General features: G+C 73.6%; 5 protein-coding genes. 2 read left to right on the top strand and 3 right to left on the bottom strand.

Annotation, left to right across the window (positions count from 1 at the left end):
- Positions 1-151: 151 nt before the first annotated feature.
- Both AC068A_RS18865 and AC068A_RS18860 read left to right on the top strand, forming a co-directional pair.
- Positions 152-319, top strand: a complete 168-nt coding sequence (locus AC068A_RS18865) for a hypothetical protein (protein ID WP_478586247.1) — start codon at positions 152-154, stop codon at positions 317-319.
- A gap of 685 nt (positions 320-1004) precedes the next feature.
- Complete coding sequence (locus tag AC068A_RS18860; RefSeq protein ID WP_478586245.1) at positions 1005-1811, top strand: SDR family NAD(P)-dependent oxidoreductase; 807 nt, start codon at positions 1005-1007, stop codon at positions 1809-1811.
- Positions 1812-2228: 417 nt separating this feature from the next.
- Here the strand turns inward: AC068A_RS18860 and AC068A_RS18855 are convergent, their stop codons facing one another.
- The 3 genes from AC068A_RS18855 to AC068A_RS18845 all read right to left on the bottom strand — a co-directional run bounded on the left by AC068A_RS18855 (position 2229) and on the right by AC068A_RS18845 (position 18713).
- Positions 2229-2759 (bottom strand): flavin reductase family protein, encoded by a 531-nt coding sequence (locus AC068A_RS18855; protein ID WP_478586243.1) that lies wholly within the window; start codon positions 2757-2759, stop codon positions 2229-2231.
- A gap of 51 nt (positions 2760-2810) precedes the next feature.
- A complete protein-coding gene (locus AC068A_RS18850; protein WP_478586241.1) occupies positions 2811-4385 on the bottom strand; it encodes a tryptophan halogenase family protein in 1575 nt (524 codons plus the stop codon).
- Positions 4386-4514: 129 nt separating this feature from the next.
- Positions 4515-18713: an amino acid adenylation domain-containing protein gene (locus AC068A_RS18845; RefSeq protein WP_478586239.1), complete on the bottom strand. Its 14199-nt coding sequence runs from the start codon at positions 18711-18713 to the stop codon at positions 4515-4517.
- Positions 18714-18851 lie beyond the last annotated feature (138 nt).

The following is an 18851-nucleotide window of genomic DNA, read 5'->3' as shown; positions in this document are numbered from 1 at the left end:
ACGGCGTGAGCGTATTGCGACCGCCTGAAAATCGGCACTGGTGGCGGGCATTCGGCGTAACCGACCCACGTCATCAAGACCCCGCTTGACACACGTCAGAAGGACGTCAAGATCCCCGACGCCAGTCCCTCGCACTCCTAGGCTCGGCTCCATGGGACGCTGGTCGCAGGAGCCGCCGCCGGTCCGGGACCTGGACTGGGCAGGTGCGCTGCGGTGCGCAGTCGTCTGCTCCAGCTCCCTCCTCGCCCTTCTGCTGCTGGTCGGCGCCGCCGCTCGGACGGAGGTGTCAGCCGAGCTGCCCTCCTCGGCGGTCAGCTGATCACGGGACAGGCACGCCGGACGCGTGCGAAGACGAGTACGCCAAGACAACGCACAGAGCCGCCCGGCCTCCGGTATCCCCTACACCGGCTGCCGGGCGGCTCATCAGTCGGCGACGGACGCGCGGTGAGCGAAGGGTTCGCCCCGCCCCCCACGGACAGAACGACCCGGCGCCCCGTCCGGGGCACGTCCAGGCCGCGCGCCGTACGGAGGCATCCCCACGGTCTCGGCCGCGGCGATGTCGCGAGATCATTCTGCGGCTGGCCCGCGGCCCCTGCACCCGCTCTTGACGGGTTCCTTCCGCGTCGGCGGCCAACCTTGACGCACTCCTGACGGATTGTCATCCTCCCACGTCAGAGGGTCGTCAAAGCGGTGCGCCGCCCCTTGCCCGGGGCGTCAGGATGCGCTGGGATGGCGGTCATGAACAGCGGTCCGCGCTACGAAGACCGGCCACCGTCATGGCGGAGCCGTGCCGGTGTCGTGCCGGTGTCGCCGACAGCGCCCGCTGCCGGCCCGGCCATCTGAGCCGACCGTCGGCCGTACGACGCCGCGTACCCGCACCCCGGACGAACCGTCACGGGGCCACGCCTTCCCGCGTTCCTCATCCTTCCCGCATGACCTGAGCCCTCCCCTGCCCCGTGCACGGGCGCGGGCACCTCGGCCATGCCCTCTCACAGGAAACCCACATGTCCTCTTCCCTGTCCGGACGCACCATCCTGGTCACCGGCGCCACCTCCGGCATCGGCTACGAGACCACCCGACAGCTGGCCGAGCAAGGTGCGACCGTCCTGTTGCACGGCCGCACTCCCGAGGAGGCGCAGAGCGCCGCGGACCGCCTCATCACCACAGCCGGTATCGAGTCCGCCCAACTGCGCCCACTGGCCGCCGACTTCGCCCACCTCGACGAGGTCGAGTCCCTCGCCCGCACCGTCAACCGCGAACACCCCGGCCTGTTCGCCCTCGTCAACAACGCCGCGATGGCCGCCCCCGAGCGCCACACCCTCACGCCCGACGGCAACGAGATCGCCCTCCAAGTCAACTTCCTCGCCCACTACCTCCTCACCAACCTCCTCGAAGACGCCCTCACCAGCGCCCCCGGCGGCCGCGTGGTCAATGTCTCCTCCTCCCTCCACCGCGCCGCCGCCATCCAGTGGAACGACCCGCACCGGCTGCGCCGCTACTCCCGCCTGGCCGCCTACGCGCAGTCCCAGCTGGCCCTCACGGTCTTCGCCGCCGACCCGCGCGTGACCGCCGTCTCCGTGCACCCCGGCGTCTGCGACACCGGCCTGCTGCACCTGTACGGCCACGAGGGCGAGTCCGCCGCCGAGGGCGCCGCCCACGTCGTACGGCTCGTCGACCCGGCCACCGAGATCGTCAACGGCGCCTACTACGACCGCGACCAGCGCATGGCCCCCGCGCCCGCCGCCACCGAGGAGCGCACCGTCAAGCGCCTCACCAAGCTCGCCGACCTCCTCGTCGGCCACACCGCCTGAAGAGGCACCAGCAGAAAGGCTCCACCACCATGTCCAAGCGCGCCCGCAAGAAGAAGGCCCGCCGCAAGAAGGCCGCCAACCACGGCAGCAAGGCCGGCCAGCGCTAGCCACCACCCCTCCCCGCGGGGCGGCCCTCCATCCAGGGCCGCAAGGCCGACGACCGTGGCGAGGCAGGCCTGCCTCCCTGGTGACGATCTCCGTGATGTCGCCCGGGCAGACGGGACCGGGTGCTGAGGGCCGGACTCGGCCCCGGGTGGTCGGACGCCGAAGCGGGCCGGCCGGGCCGGGCAGCCGGCCGGCCGCGCCGGGCTTCTTGCAGGGCCGCCGGGACGCCCTGCGACGCGGCGCGCCGGGACCGGAGCACTGCTCTGCGGATCCCGGCACGTGCCGCGCGCCGCACACAGCCTGTGCCGTGCCTCAGACGACGGTCCCCGTGCCGGGCCACGGGCTGTAGGTACGCAGGCCGTACAGCAGTGGACGGCAGTCCCCCTGCCGACTGACGCGGACCACCTCGCCGAACACCGCCACATGGTCGCCCACCGACTGCGACATGCGGACCGTGCAGTCCGCCACGGCGTGGGCGTCCCGCCACAGGTGGGGGCCGGATGCGTCCCCGTCCTCGTGCCATGCGACCTTGCCGAACCGGTCGGGGTCGCCGGACGCGAACAGCTCGGCGGTGGCGCGGCCGCCGTCGTGGAGCAAGTTCACTGCGAACCGGCCGCGGGAGAGGACCGCGGCCAGGGTGGGGCTGGCGGACCGCAGGCACACCAGCAGGGTGGGCGGCTCCAGCGTGACGCTGCACACCGACGAGCACGTCATCCCCCACGGGGTGCCCGCGGCGTCGGTCGCGGTCACGACGGCCACACCGGTCGGGAAGCCGCGCATCATCCCGCGCAGGCCGTCGGACACGGACGGTTCGGGGGCCTGCGCGGTTGTCGAGTCGGTCACGAAGGGTCCTCCTGCGAGGCGGATGCGGCGGGGTGCATGCCGAAGAACCGGTCAGGCACGCTTCTGCATCGCGGCGAAGTACTCGTACTGGCTCGGCAGGGTGTCGACCAGGAACCGCGCCTTGTCCCGGACGGCGGCGAACTCCTTCTCCGCCGCCGTGGGGTCGGTCAGGGCCAGCGCGGGCGAGGGGCGCAGCCCGATCGCGCCGGTGCCGAGCAGGATGGCCATGTAGGAATACGGCGGCAGGCCGTGGTAATGGGGGAAGACGTTCTCCGAGTCGGGCAGCTGCACCTTCCAGCGCTCGATGCGCTCGGCGAGGGCGTCCGGGATCGCCCGGGTCTTGGTGTCCTTCCAGTACTGGGTGTCGTTGCGTGCCGCGCCCTTGTAGTGGAGGACGAGGAACTCCCGTACGCCGTCCATCACGTTGGCGACGGCCGAGTTGTAGCCCGCGCGCAGCTGCGGGTGCCAGTCCGCGGCCGGGAAGTGCTTGACCAGCTGCTCGATGGCGTGGTGGATGAAGAAGATGCCGGTCGACTCGAGCGGTTCGACGAAACCGCTCGACAGCCCGATGGCGACGCAGTTGTTCTTCCAGGACTCCTCGCTGCGCCCGATCCGCATGCGGATGTGGTTGGCCTCGACGTCGGCGGCCTCCGGGCCGACGAACTCGCGCAGCGTACGCTCGGCCTCCTCGGGGGAGCAGTAGTCCTTGGCGTACACGTATCCGGTGCCGATCCGGCCGAACAGCGGGATCGTCCATATCCAGCCCGCGTCCTGGGCAGTGGCCTGGGTGTACGGCGGGATGCCGCGCGTCTTCATGTCGAGCGGGACCTGGAGGGCGACCGCGCTGTCATTGGGCAGGGTGTCCTGGTAGGAGATGAAGGGCACGCCGAGCGCCTGGTTCAGCAGCACACCGCGGAACCCGGTGCAGTCGACGAACAGGTCGCCGCCGATGTCGCCGTGCTCCTTGGTGACGACGTGGCTGATCCAACCGCGCTCGTCGAGCTTCACCTCCTGGACGTCGTCGATGACGCGCTCCACCCCGCGGTCCGTCGCGTACGCGGAGAGGAACTCGGCGAGCAGGGCCGCCTCGAAGTGGTAGGCGTACGGGAACTGCGTCTTGCCCTGGTGCTCGGACATCGTGAGCCCGGCGGGTTTCTCGGCGCGCTCGTCGAACTCCTGCTGCAGGAGGGAGCCGTTGAGGTAGCGCGGACTACGCCCGGCGTCGCACAGGGATGCCATGACGAAGCAGTCCCGGTCGAACCTGTCGGTGGGTCCGTTCTGCAGCCACCAGTCGGTCAGGGGAAACCCGTCGACCGAGCGCATCTGCTCGAACGGGTGGTAGAAGTGGTGGCCGGGCCGCTGCCAGTCCTGGAACCGGACGGCGAGCTTGTAGGTGGCGTTGCAGGCCGGCATCCAGTCCTCTTCCCTGAGGTCGAGGAACTCGAAGAAGTGCCGGATGTCGCTGAAGGTGGCCTCGCCGACGCCGACGGTGCCGATCCTGCCCGACTCGACGAGGGTCACGGCCACGCGGTCGCCGAATGCCTTCTTCAGGTACGAGGCGGTCATCCAGCCGGCCGTGCCGCCGCCGACGATCACGACCTTGTCGGGGTTCTTCTTCGTATTCATGTCAGCAAGACCTCGCAAGTCCTGGGGGAAGAAACGGGTGGGGGGCCGGGCCCGCGGGGTTCCGCGGGCCCGGACGGGTTCGATGGGGTGGCGGCGCGCAGCGGCGCCGACGGGCTGCCCGGAGCCGGGTCAGTCCTCCCAGTCGGCCTCGAGTTCGTCGATGTCGTCCTGGAGCAGGTCCACCAGGAGGAGGTCGGACGGCATCAGGCCGCGGGTGTCCGTGGGGGCGGGGGAGTGTGCCGCCAGCAGCTCCAGTGCCTCGAACCACAGGTCGGTCAGGGACCGGATCTCCTGCTCCTCGAAGAGTCCGTCCGGCCAGGACCAGGACACGCTCAGCTCCGCGCCCCCCGGGCGGTCATGGGCGACCGCGTTCAGCTCCAGGGAGTGGCCGAACGGCATCTCGGGGTCTGCGGGGGCGATGCGCACCTGCTCCGGTGCCGCCCCCCAGTCGGCTGGCCCGGTCTGGTCGGTCCGTACCCGCCCCAGGTAGTTGAACGCGACCTGCGGGCCGGGGGCGCCGCGGAGTGCGGGGGCCGTACGCGGATTGAGGTGGCGGAGCAGGCCGTACCCCGTGCCCTTGCCGGGCAGGGCGCGGAGCTGCTCCCGGACCCGGTTCAGCGCGGTTCCCGTGGCGGGCCCGCCGTCCCGGACCTCGTGCCACCTGGCGCCGGGATCCAGCCGGATGGGGTGGGCCGAGGTGAACCAGCCGACCGTGCGCGACAGGTCCGCCGTGCCGGTCTCGTCCCGCCCGTGTCCTTCCAGGCTGAGCAGGACCTGGCTGCTGCCGCCGCGTCCGCGCCGCCGCCGCCACTCGGCGAGCGCCAGCGCGAAACCGGTGAGGAGCACCTCGTCCACGCGGGCGTCCACCGCGGCGGGCACCGTGCCGAGGAGCGGTTCGGTGAGCCCGGCCGGCAGTACGGCCGTGTGGTGGCGGGCAGTGGCCTTGGTGTCCCGGGCGGGGTCCAGGGGCCGCTCGGCGAGGACGGGGTCCGGCCCCGATGCCATCCGCTGCCACAAGGGCAGTTCGGCTTCGACGGCTGCGGTGCCGGCCCGTTCGGCGAGCCCCCGCGCCCAGGTGCGGAAGGAGGTCCCGGCGGGCTCCAGGACGATCTCACGGTCGGCCGCGGAATCGAGCCAGGCGGACATCAGGTCCGGGGCGAGGATCCGCCACGAGACGCCGTCGACGACCAGGTGGTGCAGCATCAGCAGCAGTCGTCCGGGACGGTCGCCGCCCGCGTCGAACCAGACCGCGCGGACCACGACGCCGTCGTCGGGGGCGAGCTCCCGGCGGGCCGCCTCGGCGTGCTCGGCGAGGACGGGTTCCAGTGCGGCCTCCGCGAGCGCGGACACGTCGACCCGGCGCACGCAGGGCGCCGCGTCTACCGTCCCGGCGGGCGGGACCTCCAGGGTCCAGCCGTCCGGGCCGGACCGGTCGAGCCGCGCGCGCAGCAGGTCGTGCCGGTCCAGCAGGGCCTGCACGGCCGCGACGAGCGAGTCCCGGGCCAGGCCCGCGGGTACCCGCAGCAGCACCGCCTGGTTGAACCCGTCGATCGGGCCTCCCAGCTCCCGCAGCCACCCCATGATCGGGGTCTGCGGCACCGTACCCGTGCCCTGGTCGGGCTCCGTCCGCCGGCCGTCCGGTGCGGCGGCGACCAGCGCGAGACCGGCCACGGTCTGGTACTGGAAGACGTCCCGCGGGGTGAGCAGGAGGCCGGCCTGTCGGGCCCGGCTCACCAACTGGATGGAGACGATGCTGTCGCCGCCCATCGCGAAGAAGTTGTCGTCCACCGTGACCTCGGGCACTCCGAGCAGTTCCGCGAACAGCGTGCACAGCAGCTGCTCCCGGTCGTTGCGCGGGCCGCGGCCGCCGCTGCCGGAGTAGTCGGGCGCGGGCAGTGCCGCACGGTTCAGCTTTCCGGTCAGGGTCAGGGGCAGGGCCTCCAGGGACACGATGGCCGAGGGCACCATGTAGTCCGGCAGGAGTGCGGCGAGGTGGCCCCGCAGCGCGGCGGGGTCGACGACGCCGTCGGCCGCCGGTACGACGTAGGCGACGAGGCGCTTGTCGCCCGGACGGTCCTCACGCACCATGACGGCGGTCTGCGCAACGCCGTCGAACGACCCCAGCGCGGACTCGACCTCGCCGAGCTCGATGCGGAAGCCGCGGACCTTGACCTGGGAGTCCGCGCGGCCCGCGAACTCCAGGACACCATCCGTGCGCCAGCGCACCATGTCACCGGTGCGGTACATGCGGGTGCCCGGGGGGCCGAAGGGGTCCGCCACGAACCGCTCCGCCGTCAGCGCCGGCCGGCCGACGTAGCCGCGGGCCAGGCCGTCGCCCGCGACGTACAGCTCGCCGGTGACACCCGGAGGTACGGGCCGCATCCCCTCGTCGAGGACGTACACCCGGGTGTTGTCCATGGGCCGGCCGATGGGGAAGGAATTCCGCTCGACGTCCTCGTCGGTGATCGCATGGTGGACGATCGCCAGGGTCGCCTCAGTCGGCCCGTAGCTGTTGGTGAGCCGGGCCCGGGCGTTGTGCTCGCGCACCCTGCGGACCGCGGCCGCCGAGACGGTGTCGCCGCCGATCGTGACGTGGCGCAGGTCGCGGAAGCTCGCCGGGTGGTTCTCGGCGAGCAGCCGGAAGATGCCCTCGCTGAACGGGCCGACGGTGACGCGGCGCTCGGTGACGGTCGCGGCCAGGGCGGCGATGTCCGTGGACTCGCCCTCCAGGGCGACGATCCGCACTCCACTCAGCAGCGGCACCCACAGTTCGTAGGTGGAGGCGTCGAACGAGGGCGGCTGGTGCATCAGCTGCCGGTCGCCCGCTTCGAGCGCCCACCAGCGGTCCTTGACCAGGCCGACCACGTTGCGGTGGGTCACCGCGACGCCCTTCGGCTCACCGGTGGATCCCGACGTGTACATGATGTAGGCGAGCTGGTCGGGGTGGACGGCCACCCCGGGGGGGTCCGCCGGCCCGTCGGCCCGCAGTTCCGGCCCGTCGACGAGGACGACGGGGGCCGAGGTCTCCGGGAGCAGCCCGCAGGACGTTCGGTCGGACAGGACAACCACGCTGCCGGTCCCGTCCAGGATGTGGCGCAGCCTAGCTTGGGGGCTGCGGCCGTCCAGCGGCACGTAGACCGCGCCGGCCTTGGCGACGGCGATCGTCGCCACGACGTTGTCGACGCGCCCGCCGAGCAGCAGGGCCACCCGGTCCTCGGGGCGGACCCCACGGTCGAGCAGCAGCCGCGCCACCCGGTTGCTGCGGACGTCCAGCTCCTCGTACGTCAGCTCCAGGTCCCCGCATTCCAGCGCCGGGGCCTTCGGCGACCGGGCCACCCGCTCACGGAACAGCTCGGGCAGCGACACGTCTGGCACTTCATGGGCGGTGTCGTTGCGGACGATCAGCAGCTCGTGCCGCTCTTCCTCGGCGAGCACCTCCAGGCTGCCGATGGGCAGATCGGGTTCGGCGACCGCCGCCGCCAGGAGCCGCCCGAACCGGGCCGCGAGGGCCTCGACCGTGGGGCGGTCGAACAGGTCCTCGGCGTACTCGATCTGTCCCAGGATGCCGTCCGCCGCACCGTCGGCGGCGTACTGCTCCCAGAGGCTGACGGACAGGTCGAACTTCGCGACGGGGGCCTCGGCGCCCTCGACGCTCACGTCCAGTCCGGGCAGGTGGGCCTCGGGCCGCCCGGTGTTGTGCAGGATCAGCATGATCTGGAACAGCGGGTGCCGGGCCAGCGACCGCGCCGGGTTCAGCTCTTCCACGAGCCGTTCGAACGGCAGGTCCTGGTGCGTGTAGGCGGCCAGGTCGGTCTCGCGCACCCGCGCGAGCAACTCCCGGAACGTCGGATTCCCGGCCGTGTCGGTGCGCAGCACCAGAGTGTTGACGAAGAAGCCGACCAGCTCGTCGAGGGCGTCGTCGGTCCGGCCCGCCACCGGCGTGCCCAGCGGTATGTCGGTGCCTGCCCCCAGGCGGGTCAGCAGGGCGGCGAGGCCGGCCTGGAGCACCATGAACGCGCTGACGCCGTTCGCCCCGGCCAGTGCCACGAGCCCCGCGTGGGTCCCGGCGCCGACCGCCAGGGGTACGCAGGCCCCCCGGTAGCTGGCGGCCTCCGGACGGGGCCGGTTGGTGGGCAGGTCCAGCTCCTCCGGCAGCCCCTCCAGGGCGGCCGTCCAGTAGCCGAGCTGCCGGGACAGCAGGCTGTCGGGTTCGTCCGCGCCGCCGAGCAGCTCACGCTGCCACAGGGTGTAGTCGGCGTACTGCACCGGCAGCGGCGTCCAGGTGGGCGCGCCGCCCCGCCGGCGTGCGGCGTACGCCTGGGACAGGTCGCGCAGCAGCGGGGTGAGGGACCAGCCGTCACTGGCGATGTGGTGCATCACCAGGACGAGCGCCGCACTGTCGCCGCAGGTCAGCAGCCGCGCGCGCAGCGGCGCCTCGGTGACCAGGTCGAAGCCGCGCACGACGGTCTCGTGGATCGCCTCCGGCAGCTGCCCGGGGGACACGTCGGACTCTTCCAGGACCGGCGCGCCCGCGTCGGCGTCGAGGACGTGCTGGAAGGGCGTGCCGTCCTGCTCGGGGAAGACCGTGCGCAGGCTCTCGTGCCGGCCGGCGACGTCGCGCAGGGCGGCCCGCAGCGCGTCGCGGTCGATCTCGCCCGTGATGCGCAGGACGAGCGGGACGTTGTAGGTGGCGCTGGGGCCCTCCAGCCGGCCCAGGAACCACAGGCGGCGCTGGGCGAAGGACAGCGGGACGCGGTCGCCCCGGTCCGCCGGGACCAGCCGCGGACGGGCCTCGTCCGGGCTGGCGAGGCGGCCGGCGAGCCCCGCGACGGTGGGGGAGTCGAAGATCGCCTTGACGCCCACCCGCACGCCGAGGGTGGAGGCGATGCGGCTCAGGAGCCGCATCGCGAGCAGCGAGTGGCCACCCAGGGCGAAGAAGTCGTCGTCGACCCCCACCCGTTCCGTTCCGAGCACGTCGGCGAAGAGCCCGCAGAGGATCTCCTCCTCCGGGGTGCGCGGCGAACGGCCCACCGCGGAGGCGTCGAACCCGGGAGCGGGCAGTGCCGTCCTGTCGACCTTGCCGTTGGCGGTCAGCGGTAGCCGGTCCAGGACGACGACCGCGGACGGCACCATGTACTCGGGAAGCAGCTCCGCGAGCTGCGTGCGCAGGTGGCGGGACGTCACGCGCTCGCCGTCGCCGGGGACGGCGTACGCCACCAGCCGCTCGTCGCCCGGCTGGTCCTCCCGCACCACGGCGAGCGCCTGACGCACGCCGCGGGCGGACAGCAGCGCCGACTCGACCTCGCCGAGCTCGATGCGGAAGCCGCGGAGCTTGACCTGGTGGTCGGTACGGCCGACGTACTCCAGCGTCCCGTCGGCGCGCCACCGGGCTCGGTCCCCGGTGCGGTACATCCGCGTGCCGGCCGGACCGTACGGGTCGGGTACGAACCGCTCCGCCGTCGCCGCGGGCCGGCCCAGATAGCCCCGGGCCAGGCCGGTGCCCGCGATGTACAGCTCGCCCACCACGCCGTCCGGTACCGCCTGCAGTGCGGCGTCCAGCACATGGGCGCGGGTGTTCCACATCGGCCGGCCCAGCGGGACCGGCCCCGCGGGCAGCGGGCTGCCCGCCGGGACGCGGTGGTCGAGGACGCCGATGGTGGTCTCGGTCGGGCCGTAGTGGTTGACCACCTCGACGCCGGGGTGCCGCTCCCGCCACGCGGCGAGCTGCTCGCCGTGCAGGGCCTCGCCGCCGGTCATGAGCTCGACGGTCGGGGAGCAGGCGTCGGGGAGGGAGTCGAGGATCGGCAGGTGGCTGGGGGTCGCCTTGAGGAACGTCAGACCGCCCGGCACCGCAAGCCGCTCGTCCAGGTCGGCGATGTACAGGCAGCCGCCGGCCAGGAGGGTGCCGTACAGGGTCGTGAGCCCGAGGTCGAAGGAGAGCGGCGAGTGCAGCAGGGTGCGGCCCGCCAGGCCCGCGTAACGGTCGGCGGCACGCGCGGCGTACGCCGCGACGGAGCGCTGCTCGACGAGGACGCCCTTCGGGCTGCCGGTCGAACCCGAGGTGTAGACGACGTATGCGGCGTCCGACGGGTTCGGCGGCGCGGGCCGGTCGCCCTCGCCGAGGTCGCTTCCGGAGTGCCGCGCGAGCGCGGCCGCCACCTCCGCCCGGTCCACTGCCAGTACCTCCCACGGGCCCTGCGCCAGTCTGGGGGCGGAGGCGAGGACTTCCTCCGTGGCCAGCAGCAGGGCCGGCCTCGAGTCCTCCAGCAGGACGGCGAGGCGGTCTCCGGGATGTCCGGGGTCCAGGGGCAGGTAGGCGGCGCCCGCCTTGCCCACGGCCAGCATCGCCGTGACGGCCTCGGCCGAGCGGGGAAGGGCGAGCGCGACCAGGGCGCCGGCGGCCGCACCGCGGTCGACCAGCAGCCGGGCCAGTCGGTTGGCACCGGTGTTGAGCTGTTCGTACGTCAGCTCCAGCTTCCCGCACACGACCGCCGCGGCATGCGGAGTACGCGCGGCCTGCGCCTCGAACAGCTGCGGGAGCGTGGCCTCCGGCACCTCGTGCGCGGTGTCGGTACGGACGGCCAGCAGCTCGTTCCGCTCCCGGTCGTCCAGCACCGGCAGGCGGCTGATCGGCAGGTCCGGATCGGCCAGCGCAGCCTCCAGCAGGCGGGTGAACCGGACGGCCAGGGCCTCGACGGTGGACCGGTCGAACCGGTCGGCCGAGTAGCCGGCGGCCGCCTCGATGCCGAGGGGGGCGCCCTGGCCGTCGAACCGCTCTGCCGCGCTGAACAGCAGGTCGAACTTGGCCATGTCGGGATCGAACTGTGCGATCCGGGCGGTCAGGCCGGGGAACTCCACCAGCGGCCGGGCCAGGTTCTGCAGGATGAGCTTGACCTGGAAGAGGGGGTGGCGGCTGAGCGAGCGCCGGGGATTCAGCGTCTCCACCAGCCGCTCGAACGGCAGGTCCTGGTGGCCGAAGGCGGCGATGTCCGCTGCGCGGGTGCGCTCCAGCAGCTCGCCGAAGGACGGGTCGCCCCCGCTGTCGACCCGCAGGACCAGCGAGTTGACGAAGAAGCCGACCAAGTCGTCCAAGGCCTCCTCGGAGCGGCCGCTCACCGACCCGCCGACGGGAATGTCCGTGCCGGCGCCCAGCCTGGTCAGCAGTGCCGTCAGCGCGGTGTGCAGCACCATGAACACGGTGGCGCCACGCGCACGGGCCAGGCGCAGCACCGCCGCGTGTGCCTCGGCCGTCAGCGCGAACGGCACCAGCCCGCCGCGCCCGCTGGGTACCGCCGGCCGGGGCCGGTCCGCGGGCAGGGCGATCTCCTCCGGGAGGTTCGCCAGCGCCTCCGTCCAGTAGGCGAGCTGTCGGGACATCGCGCTGTCCGGGTCGCTCTCGTCGCCCAGCAGGCCGTTGTGCCAGAGGGTGTGGTCGGGGTACTGGACGAGCAGCGGCTCCCAGGCGGGCTCCCGGCCGTCGAGTGCGGCCGCGTAGGCGGTCGACAGGTCGCGGGCGAGCGGAGCCGTGGACCACCCGTCGCTCGCGATGTGGTGCGTGACGACGACCAGCACGTGCTCCTGCGGACCGAGGACCAGGAGCCGGGCCCGTAGCGGCGGTTCGCACGTCACGTCGAAGCCCCGGCCAACCTCCTCGGCGACCAGCGCGTCCGGGTCCCGGCCCGCCGTGTCCACCACCGGCAGCGCGGGACGGGCCGCGGCGGGATCGAGGACGACCTGCCTGGGCACGCCGTCCAGCTCGGGGAAGACGGTGCGCAGGCTCTCGTGGCGGGCTGCCACGGAGGCGAGGGCCTCGGCCAGCGCCCCGGTGTCCACCTCGCCGGAGAGGTGCACCACCAAGGGGATGTTGTAGGTGCCGTCGGCGGGATCCAGCCGGTTGATGAACCACAGTCCGCGCTGGGCGTGGGACAGCGGGACCACCTGCGGCCTGTCCGCGCGGACCGGGCCGCGGCCGGCCGGCGACGCGGCCGGGAGCTGCCGGGCCAGGCCCGCGACGGTCGGCGCGGAGAAGAGGGCGGCGACACCCAGGTCGGCACCGAGCACCGCGCGGACACGGGCCATCAGCCGGGTGGCCAGCAGCGAATGGCCGCCGAGCGCGAAGAAGTTGTCGTCGATGCCGACGGCGTCGAGCTCCAGCAGGTCCGCGAAGATCCCGCACAGGAGCTCCTCCTCCGGGGTCCGGGGTGCGCGCCGGTTCCCGGCCGCGAAGTCCGGCACGGGCAGCGCCTTGCGGTCCACCTTCCCGTTGGACGTCAGCGGCAGGGCGTCGAGCGGGACGAGGACCGACGGGACCATGTGCTCGGGCAGTACGGCGGCCAGGGCCTCCCGCAGGGGCCGGACGTCCTCCCTGCCCACCACGTACCCGACCAGCCGGCCGTGCCCGCCCGGGGCGGTGACCACGTGGGCCACCGCGTCGACGACCCCCTCCAGGGCCCGCAGCTGCGCCTCGATCTCGCCCGGTTCGACGCGCCGGCCGCGGATCTTCACCTGCGTGTCCCGGCGGCCGAGGAACTCCAGCTGCCCGTCCGGTCGGTGGCGCACGCGGTCCCCGGTGCGGTACATGACGCTGCCGTCGGCCGCGAACGGGTCGGGCACGAAGGAGGCGGCCGTCCTGCCGGGGTCGTCCAGGTAGCCCCGGCCGACGCCGGCGCCGGCGACGTACAGGTCGCCCGCGATGCCGGCGGGCACCGGCTGGAGCTCGTCACTGAGCACGTACAGCAGCGTGTTGCGGACCGGTCGGCCGATCGGCGTCGTGGTCCGCCCGTCCTCCACCCCGTCCGCCGTGATCAGGGCGTGGGACACGTCGTCGGAGCACTCGGTCGGCCCGTACGCGTTGACCAGGGGGACCTCCGCGAAGCGGGCGAACCAGCGCCGGCACAGTTCGGCCGGCAGCTCCTCACCGGTGACGACGAGCAACCGCAGTTCCGGCAGTCCCGGGCACTGCACGCCCTCGTCCCAGGCGTCGAGCGCCGCCCGCAGTACGGAGGGCACGACCTCGAGCACGGTGACGCCCTCGCGGGCGGTCCGGCCGAAGAGGCCGGGAGCGTCGGCCGCGAGGCCGTCCGCCACGGCCAGCACCCGGCCGCCGACGACCAGCGGTGCGGCCATTTGCCAGACCGACACGTCGAACGTGAGCGGCGCGTTCTGCACCACAGTGTCCCCGCGGGTCAGCCCCAGGTCGTCGACCTTCGCCAGCAGGTGGTTGTTCATCCCCCGGTGGTGCACCATGGCGCCCTTGGGGCGGCCGGTGGAGCCGGAGGTGAACATGACGTACGCGAGCCGGCCCGGGGCGGGCGCCGACGCTTCCGCGGGCGGCACCGCAGCCCCGCCGGGTGCCCTGTCGCCGGGGGAGTCGAGCCGTAGCACTTCGGGCGCGCCGGCCGCAGCCCCGGCCGCCCCTTCCGCAGCCTCGTGGCATCCGGCGTCGGCCAGCAGCCAGTGCGCGTGCGCGTCGGACAGCAGGGCGGCGGTCCGCCCTACTGGCGCGCGGGTGTCCAGCGGCAGGTAGGCCGCGCCGGCGGCCAGCACGCCGAGGAAGGCGGTGACCGCGTGCCTGCCGCGCTCGGCGAGGACGGCGACCACCGACTCGGGGCCCGCCCCGCGCGAGCGCAGACGGGCGGCCAGCGCGTCGACGCGGTCCATCAGCTCCCGGTACGTGACGTCGCCGTCGTCATCGGTGACGGCGACGGCTTCGGGGCGCCCGGCGGCGATGCCGCGGACCCGGCCGACGAGGTCGGTGAGGGACTCCGGCGCCGCGGTCCGGTTCCATTCGTCGACCAGTTCGCGGCTTTCCTCCGGGGTGAGGATCGCAGCGCTCCCGATACGGGTGTCCGGAGCCTCGGCTGCGGTCCCGATCAGCCGGCCCAGCCGGGCGAGGAGCGCCTCGGCGGTGGCCCGTTCGAACACGTCGGAGCGGAACTCCAGGGCGAGGAGGACACTGCCCGCTCCGTCGGCCGCCGAGAGGTCCTCCCGGACGGTGAACGAGAGGTCGACCTTGGCGCTGCCGGTCGCGACGTCGAGCAGCCCCAGGCGCAGCCCGGTGGCGGGCTCGGGCAGTCGGCGCTGCGCACCGTCCATGGCCAGCATCACCTGGAACAGCGGTTGGCGGGCCGTCGAGCGCGTGGGGTTGAGGACCTCCACCAGCCGCTCGAACGGCAGGTCCTGGTTCCCGTAGTCGGCCAGGTTTCCCTGCCGCACCCGGGCGAGCAACTCGCGGAAGGTCGGATTGCCGCCCGTGTCCGTCCGCAGCACCAGGGTGTTGGTGAAGAAGCCGACCAGCGCCTCCAGTTCCTCGTCGCCGCGCGCGGCCGCGGGGACGCCGAGGGCGATGTCGGTGCCGGCGCCCAGCCGAGTCAGCAACGCCGCGACCGCGGCCTGCACGACCATGAAGACGCTGGTGCCGCTCGTCCGCGCCAGCTCCGCGACCCTCCCGTGCACCCCGGGTTCCAGGTCGAGGGTCACCAGCCCGGCGGGGGCGGACCCGGTCGGCGGAAGCGGACGGTCGAAGGGCAGGTCGAGGCTCTCCGGCAGGCCGTCCAGCCGCTGCTTCCAGTAGGAGAGCTGCCGCGCGGCACGGCTGTCCGGGTCCTCCTCGGAACCCAGCACGCGGTGCTGCCAAGCGGCGTAGTCGGCGTACTGCACGGACAGCGGGGGGAGCTGCGGGGCCAGTCCGCCGCACCGCGCCTCGTAGGCGGCGACGAGGTCGCGCAGCAGCGGCGCGAGGGAGTCGCCGTCGGCGGCGATGTGGTGCAGCAGCAGCAACAGCACGTGCCGACCCGGTTCCACCGCGAACAGCGTCGCCCGCAGGGAGGGCTCGGCCGCCAGGTCGAAGGGGCGGGCCACCGCCGAGGCCAGCCTTCCGGACAGCTCTGAACCGGTCACGGTCTCGACGGGGAGGACGGTACGCACACCGGCGTCGAGGACGAGCTGGACGGGAACGCCCTCGCTCTCCCGGTAGACGGTGCGCAGGATCTCGTGCCGGTCGGTGAGGTCGCCGATCGCCGACTCCAGCGCTCCGCGGTCGAGTTCACCGTCGAGCGTGAGGACGATCGGGATGTGGTAGGCGGCCGTGGAGGCTTCCAGCCGGTGCAGGAACCACAGCCGCCGCTGTGCGGGGGAGAGGGCGAGATGCCCCTGGCGCGGTACCGGGCGCAGAGCCGGGAGCTCCTCCGCCGGGTCCACGAGGCGCTCGGCCAGGCAGGCCGGGGTGGGGGCCGAGAACAGGGCCTCCACCCCGCACTCGACGCCGAGCACGCTGCGGATCCGCCGGCTCGTGCGGGCCGCCAGAAGGGAGTGGCCGCCCAGGGCGAAGAAGTCGTCGTCGATCCCGACGGAGTCGAGGCCGAGGGCCTCGGCGAAGACCTCGCACAGGGCCTGCTCGCGGGCGGTCCGCGGGGCGCGCCGGGCGCGGGCACCGTCCGAGGCACGCGGGCGGGGCAGGGCCGCGCGGTCGGTCTTGCCGTTCGCCGTGACGGGTACGGCGTCCAGCACGGTGAAGGAGGCGGGGACGAAGTGGCCGGGCAGGGACGCGGCGAGCAACTCGCGCAGGACCGCCGGGTCGATGCCTTCGCCGGCGGGTACGACGTAGGCGGCCAGCGAGGGCTCGCCCGACGCGTCCCGGTGCACGGCCGCGGCGGCCCGGACGACGCCGGGCAGGCGCAGGAGGGCCGCCTCGACCTCCCCGAGCTCCACCCGGTAACCGCGGATCTTGACCTGCTCGTCGGCGCGCCCGACGAATGCGAGTGCGCCGTCGGGGCGCTGCCGCACGAGGTCCCCGGTGCGGTACATGCGCGCGCCTGGAGGCCCGAAGGGGCTGGCGACGAAGCGCTCCGCGGTCAGCGCACGGCGCCCCAGGTAGCCGCGGGCGAGGCCGGGGCCCGACACGTACAGCTCGCCGGTCGAACCGGCCGGCACCGGGTGCAGGGAGCCGTCGAGCACGTGGGCGCGGGTGCCGGGCAGTGGCGTACCGATCGGCGGTTCCTCGTCGCCGGCCAGGGCGTCGCTCATGGTGGCGATCACGGTGGTCTCGGTGGGGCCGTAGGCGTTGACCAGGATCCTGCCGGGGGCCCAGCGGGCCGCGAGCTCGGCCGAGGTGGCCTCGCCCCCCACGAAGAGGTTCATCTCCGGGGGCAGGTCGCCCTCGGCGTCCATCACGGCCAGCGAGGAGGGCGGAAGGAGCGCATGGGTGATGCGGGCCTCACGGGTGAAGGAGGCCAGTGCGTCGCCGGGCATCAGCTGCTCCCCTGGCGCCAGGACCAGGGTCGCGCCGGACAGCAGGCCCATGCACAGCTCCGCGACCGTGGCGTCGAATCCCATGGCGGCGAACTGCAGTACGCGGCTCCCAGGCCCGATCCCGAGGCGCCGGACGCAGGCCTCGGCCAGGCCGGGTATGCCGCGGTGCGTGACGACCACGCCCTTGGGGCGGCCGGTGGAACCCGAGGTGTAGATGACGTAGGCGGGGTGTGCGGCGGTGAGCGGCGCGGTCCGGTCGCCGTCCGCCGGATCGGTCTCCGGCCGGACCGCCAGTTCCCGCACGACCTCGACGTCGTCGAGGAGCAAGGGGCGGCAGCCGGCCGCCTCGGCCGGGGCCGCGGTACCCGAATCCGCCAGGACCACGGCGGGCGCGGCGTCCCGCAGCACGTAGGCGATGCGCTCCGCGGGGTAGGCCGGGTCCACGGGCACATAGGCGGCGCCCGCCTTGGCGACGGCGAGGGCGGCGACCGCGAACTCCGGCGAGCGGGACAGCAGCAGGGCGACGCGGTCCTCCGGACCGACGCCCCGGGAGGCCAGCGCGTGGGCGAGGCGGTTGGCCCGCCGGTTCAGCTCCGCGTAGTCGAGGACGGTGCCCGCGTATTCGACGGCCGGGGCCGCGGGCGAGGTCCGTACCTGCCGTTCGAAGAGCGCGGGCAGCGTCGGCCCGGCCGGGGTGCCGTCCGCCGGGCCGGGCGGCGCGTACGCGGCCCGGGCCTCGGCGTCGCCGAGCAGGCCGAGCCGGCCGACGGGCGTGCCGGGTTCGCCCAGGGCCCGTGCGACACGGCCGATGAACTCCAGGTAGCGGTTCTGGACGGCGGCGGCCTCCCCGTCGTGGTAGAGCTCCGGGTGGACGTCGAAGTCCACCCGGATCCGGCTCCCGTCGCCCCGGTCGTACACGCAGATGGTGAGGTCCTCGATGAGCCGCAGCGACATGTTGTGCGCGTCGCTGCGGCTCCCACCGAAGCGCAGGTCGTAGTCGAAGGGCACCACGTTGATGAGCGGGCCGAAGAAGCGGCGGTGGTCGGGAGGCAGCGCGAGGTCCCGCCGCAGGTCCTCGCCGCGGTACCGCTGGTGCGACACGACGCCGCGGAGCGCGTCGCGGGTCCGCGCCAGCAGCTCGTCCACGGTCGTGTCGGGGGTGACGGCCACCCGTACCGGCAGGACGTTGGCCACCATGCCGGGCGCCAGGCGCGACCTCGCGTCGTGTCGGGCGGTGACGGGCAGTCCCAGCACCACGTCGGTGAGGCCGGTCATGCGGTGGAAGAAGGCGGTGGTGGCGGCGACCACGATGCGGGACCTCGCGACCCCGATGCGCTCCGCCGCAGCAGTGAGGTCCTGCTGGACGTCCTGCGGCAGGTGGGCGGTGTGCCGGACGAACTCGGCCGTCGCGCGCAGCGGCCGGGCCGACAGGGCGATCGGTTCCGGCCGGTCGGCGAACCGGTCCAGCCAGAAGGCGCGGTCCCGCTCGAAGTCCTGGGAGCCGCGGTAGGCGGAGTCGGCGTCGAGCAGGGTGCGCACCGGCTCGAACGGGCAGGGGTCCGGCTCGGTGCCCGCCGCCAGGGCGCTGTAGACGTGCGCCACCCTGCGGACCAGCAGCGCCGCGCCCACCCCGTCGAGCAGGATGTGGTGGTAGGCGTGGTACCAGAACCAGTGGTCGTCGCGGACGCGGAAGAGCGCGTAGGTGAACAGCGGCGAGCGGGTGAGGTCGATCCGCCGGCGCAGGTCCCGCCCCATCCACTCCTCGGCGGCGCGCCGCGGATCGGGCTCGCCGGACACGTCGACGGTCTCCAGCCGCCAGGACGGCGGCGGGCCCACCACCTGGCGGGGTCCGTCCGCGGTGTCGAGGAACCTGATGTGCAGGGCGTCCGCCTCCGCGAACACCTGCCGCAGCGCCTGCTCGAACAGCGCGGGGTCGACGGGCCCGTGGATTTCCAGGTACTCGGCGGCCCTGAATATCGGGCTGTCCGGATCGACCTGGGAAGCGAACCAGACCCCGGCCTGGGCACCGGTCAAAGGAAGGGTCTGCTCGCCGGCTGCGAAAGACTGAGATCGGTTCATGACTCCTCGCCACTCACTTCACTTGCGGGAGTGCGGGGACATTGCGCTGGGAGTCTTCCGCAGCGTGCCTCCCGCACGGGAAACGGATCTGGATTTCCGGGCGAGCAGCCACTCCGGTTTTCGCCAGGACACTATCCA

Source organism: Streptomyces sp. NPDC043854 (assembly GCF_056436005.1).
Note: the sequence above shows the minus strand (reverse complement) of the source record. Positions and strands in the feature narration are given on the sequence as shown.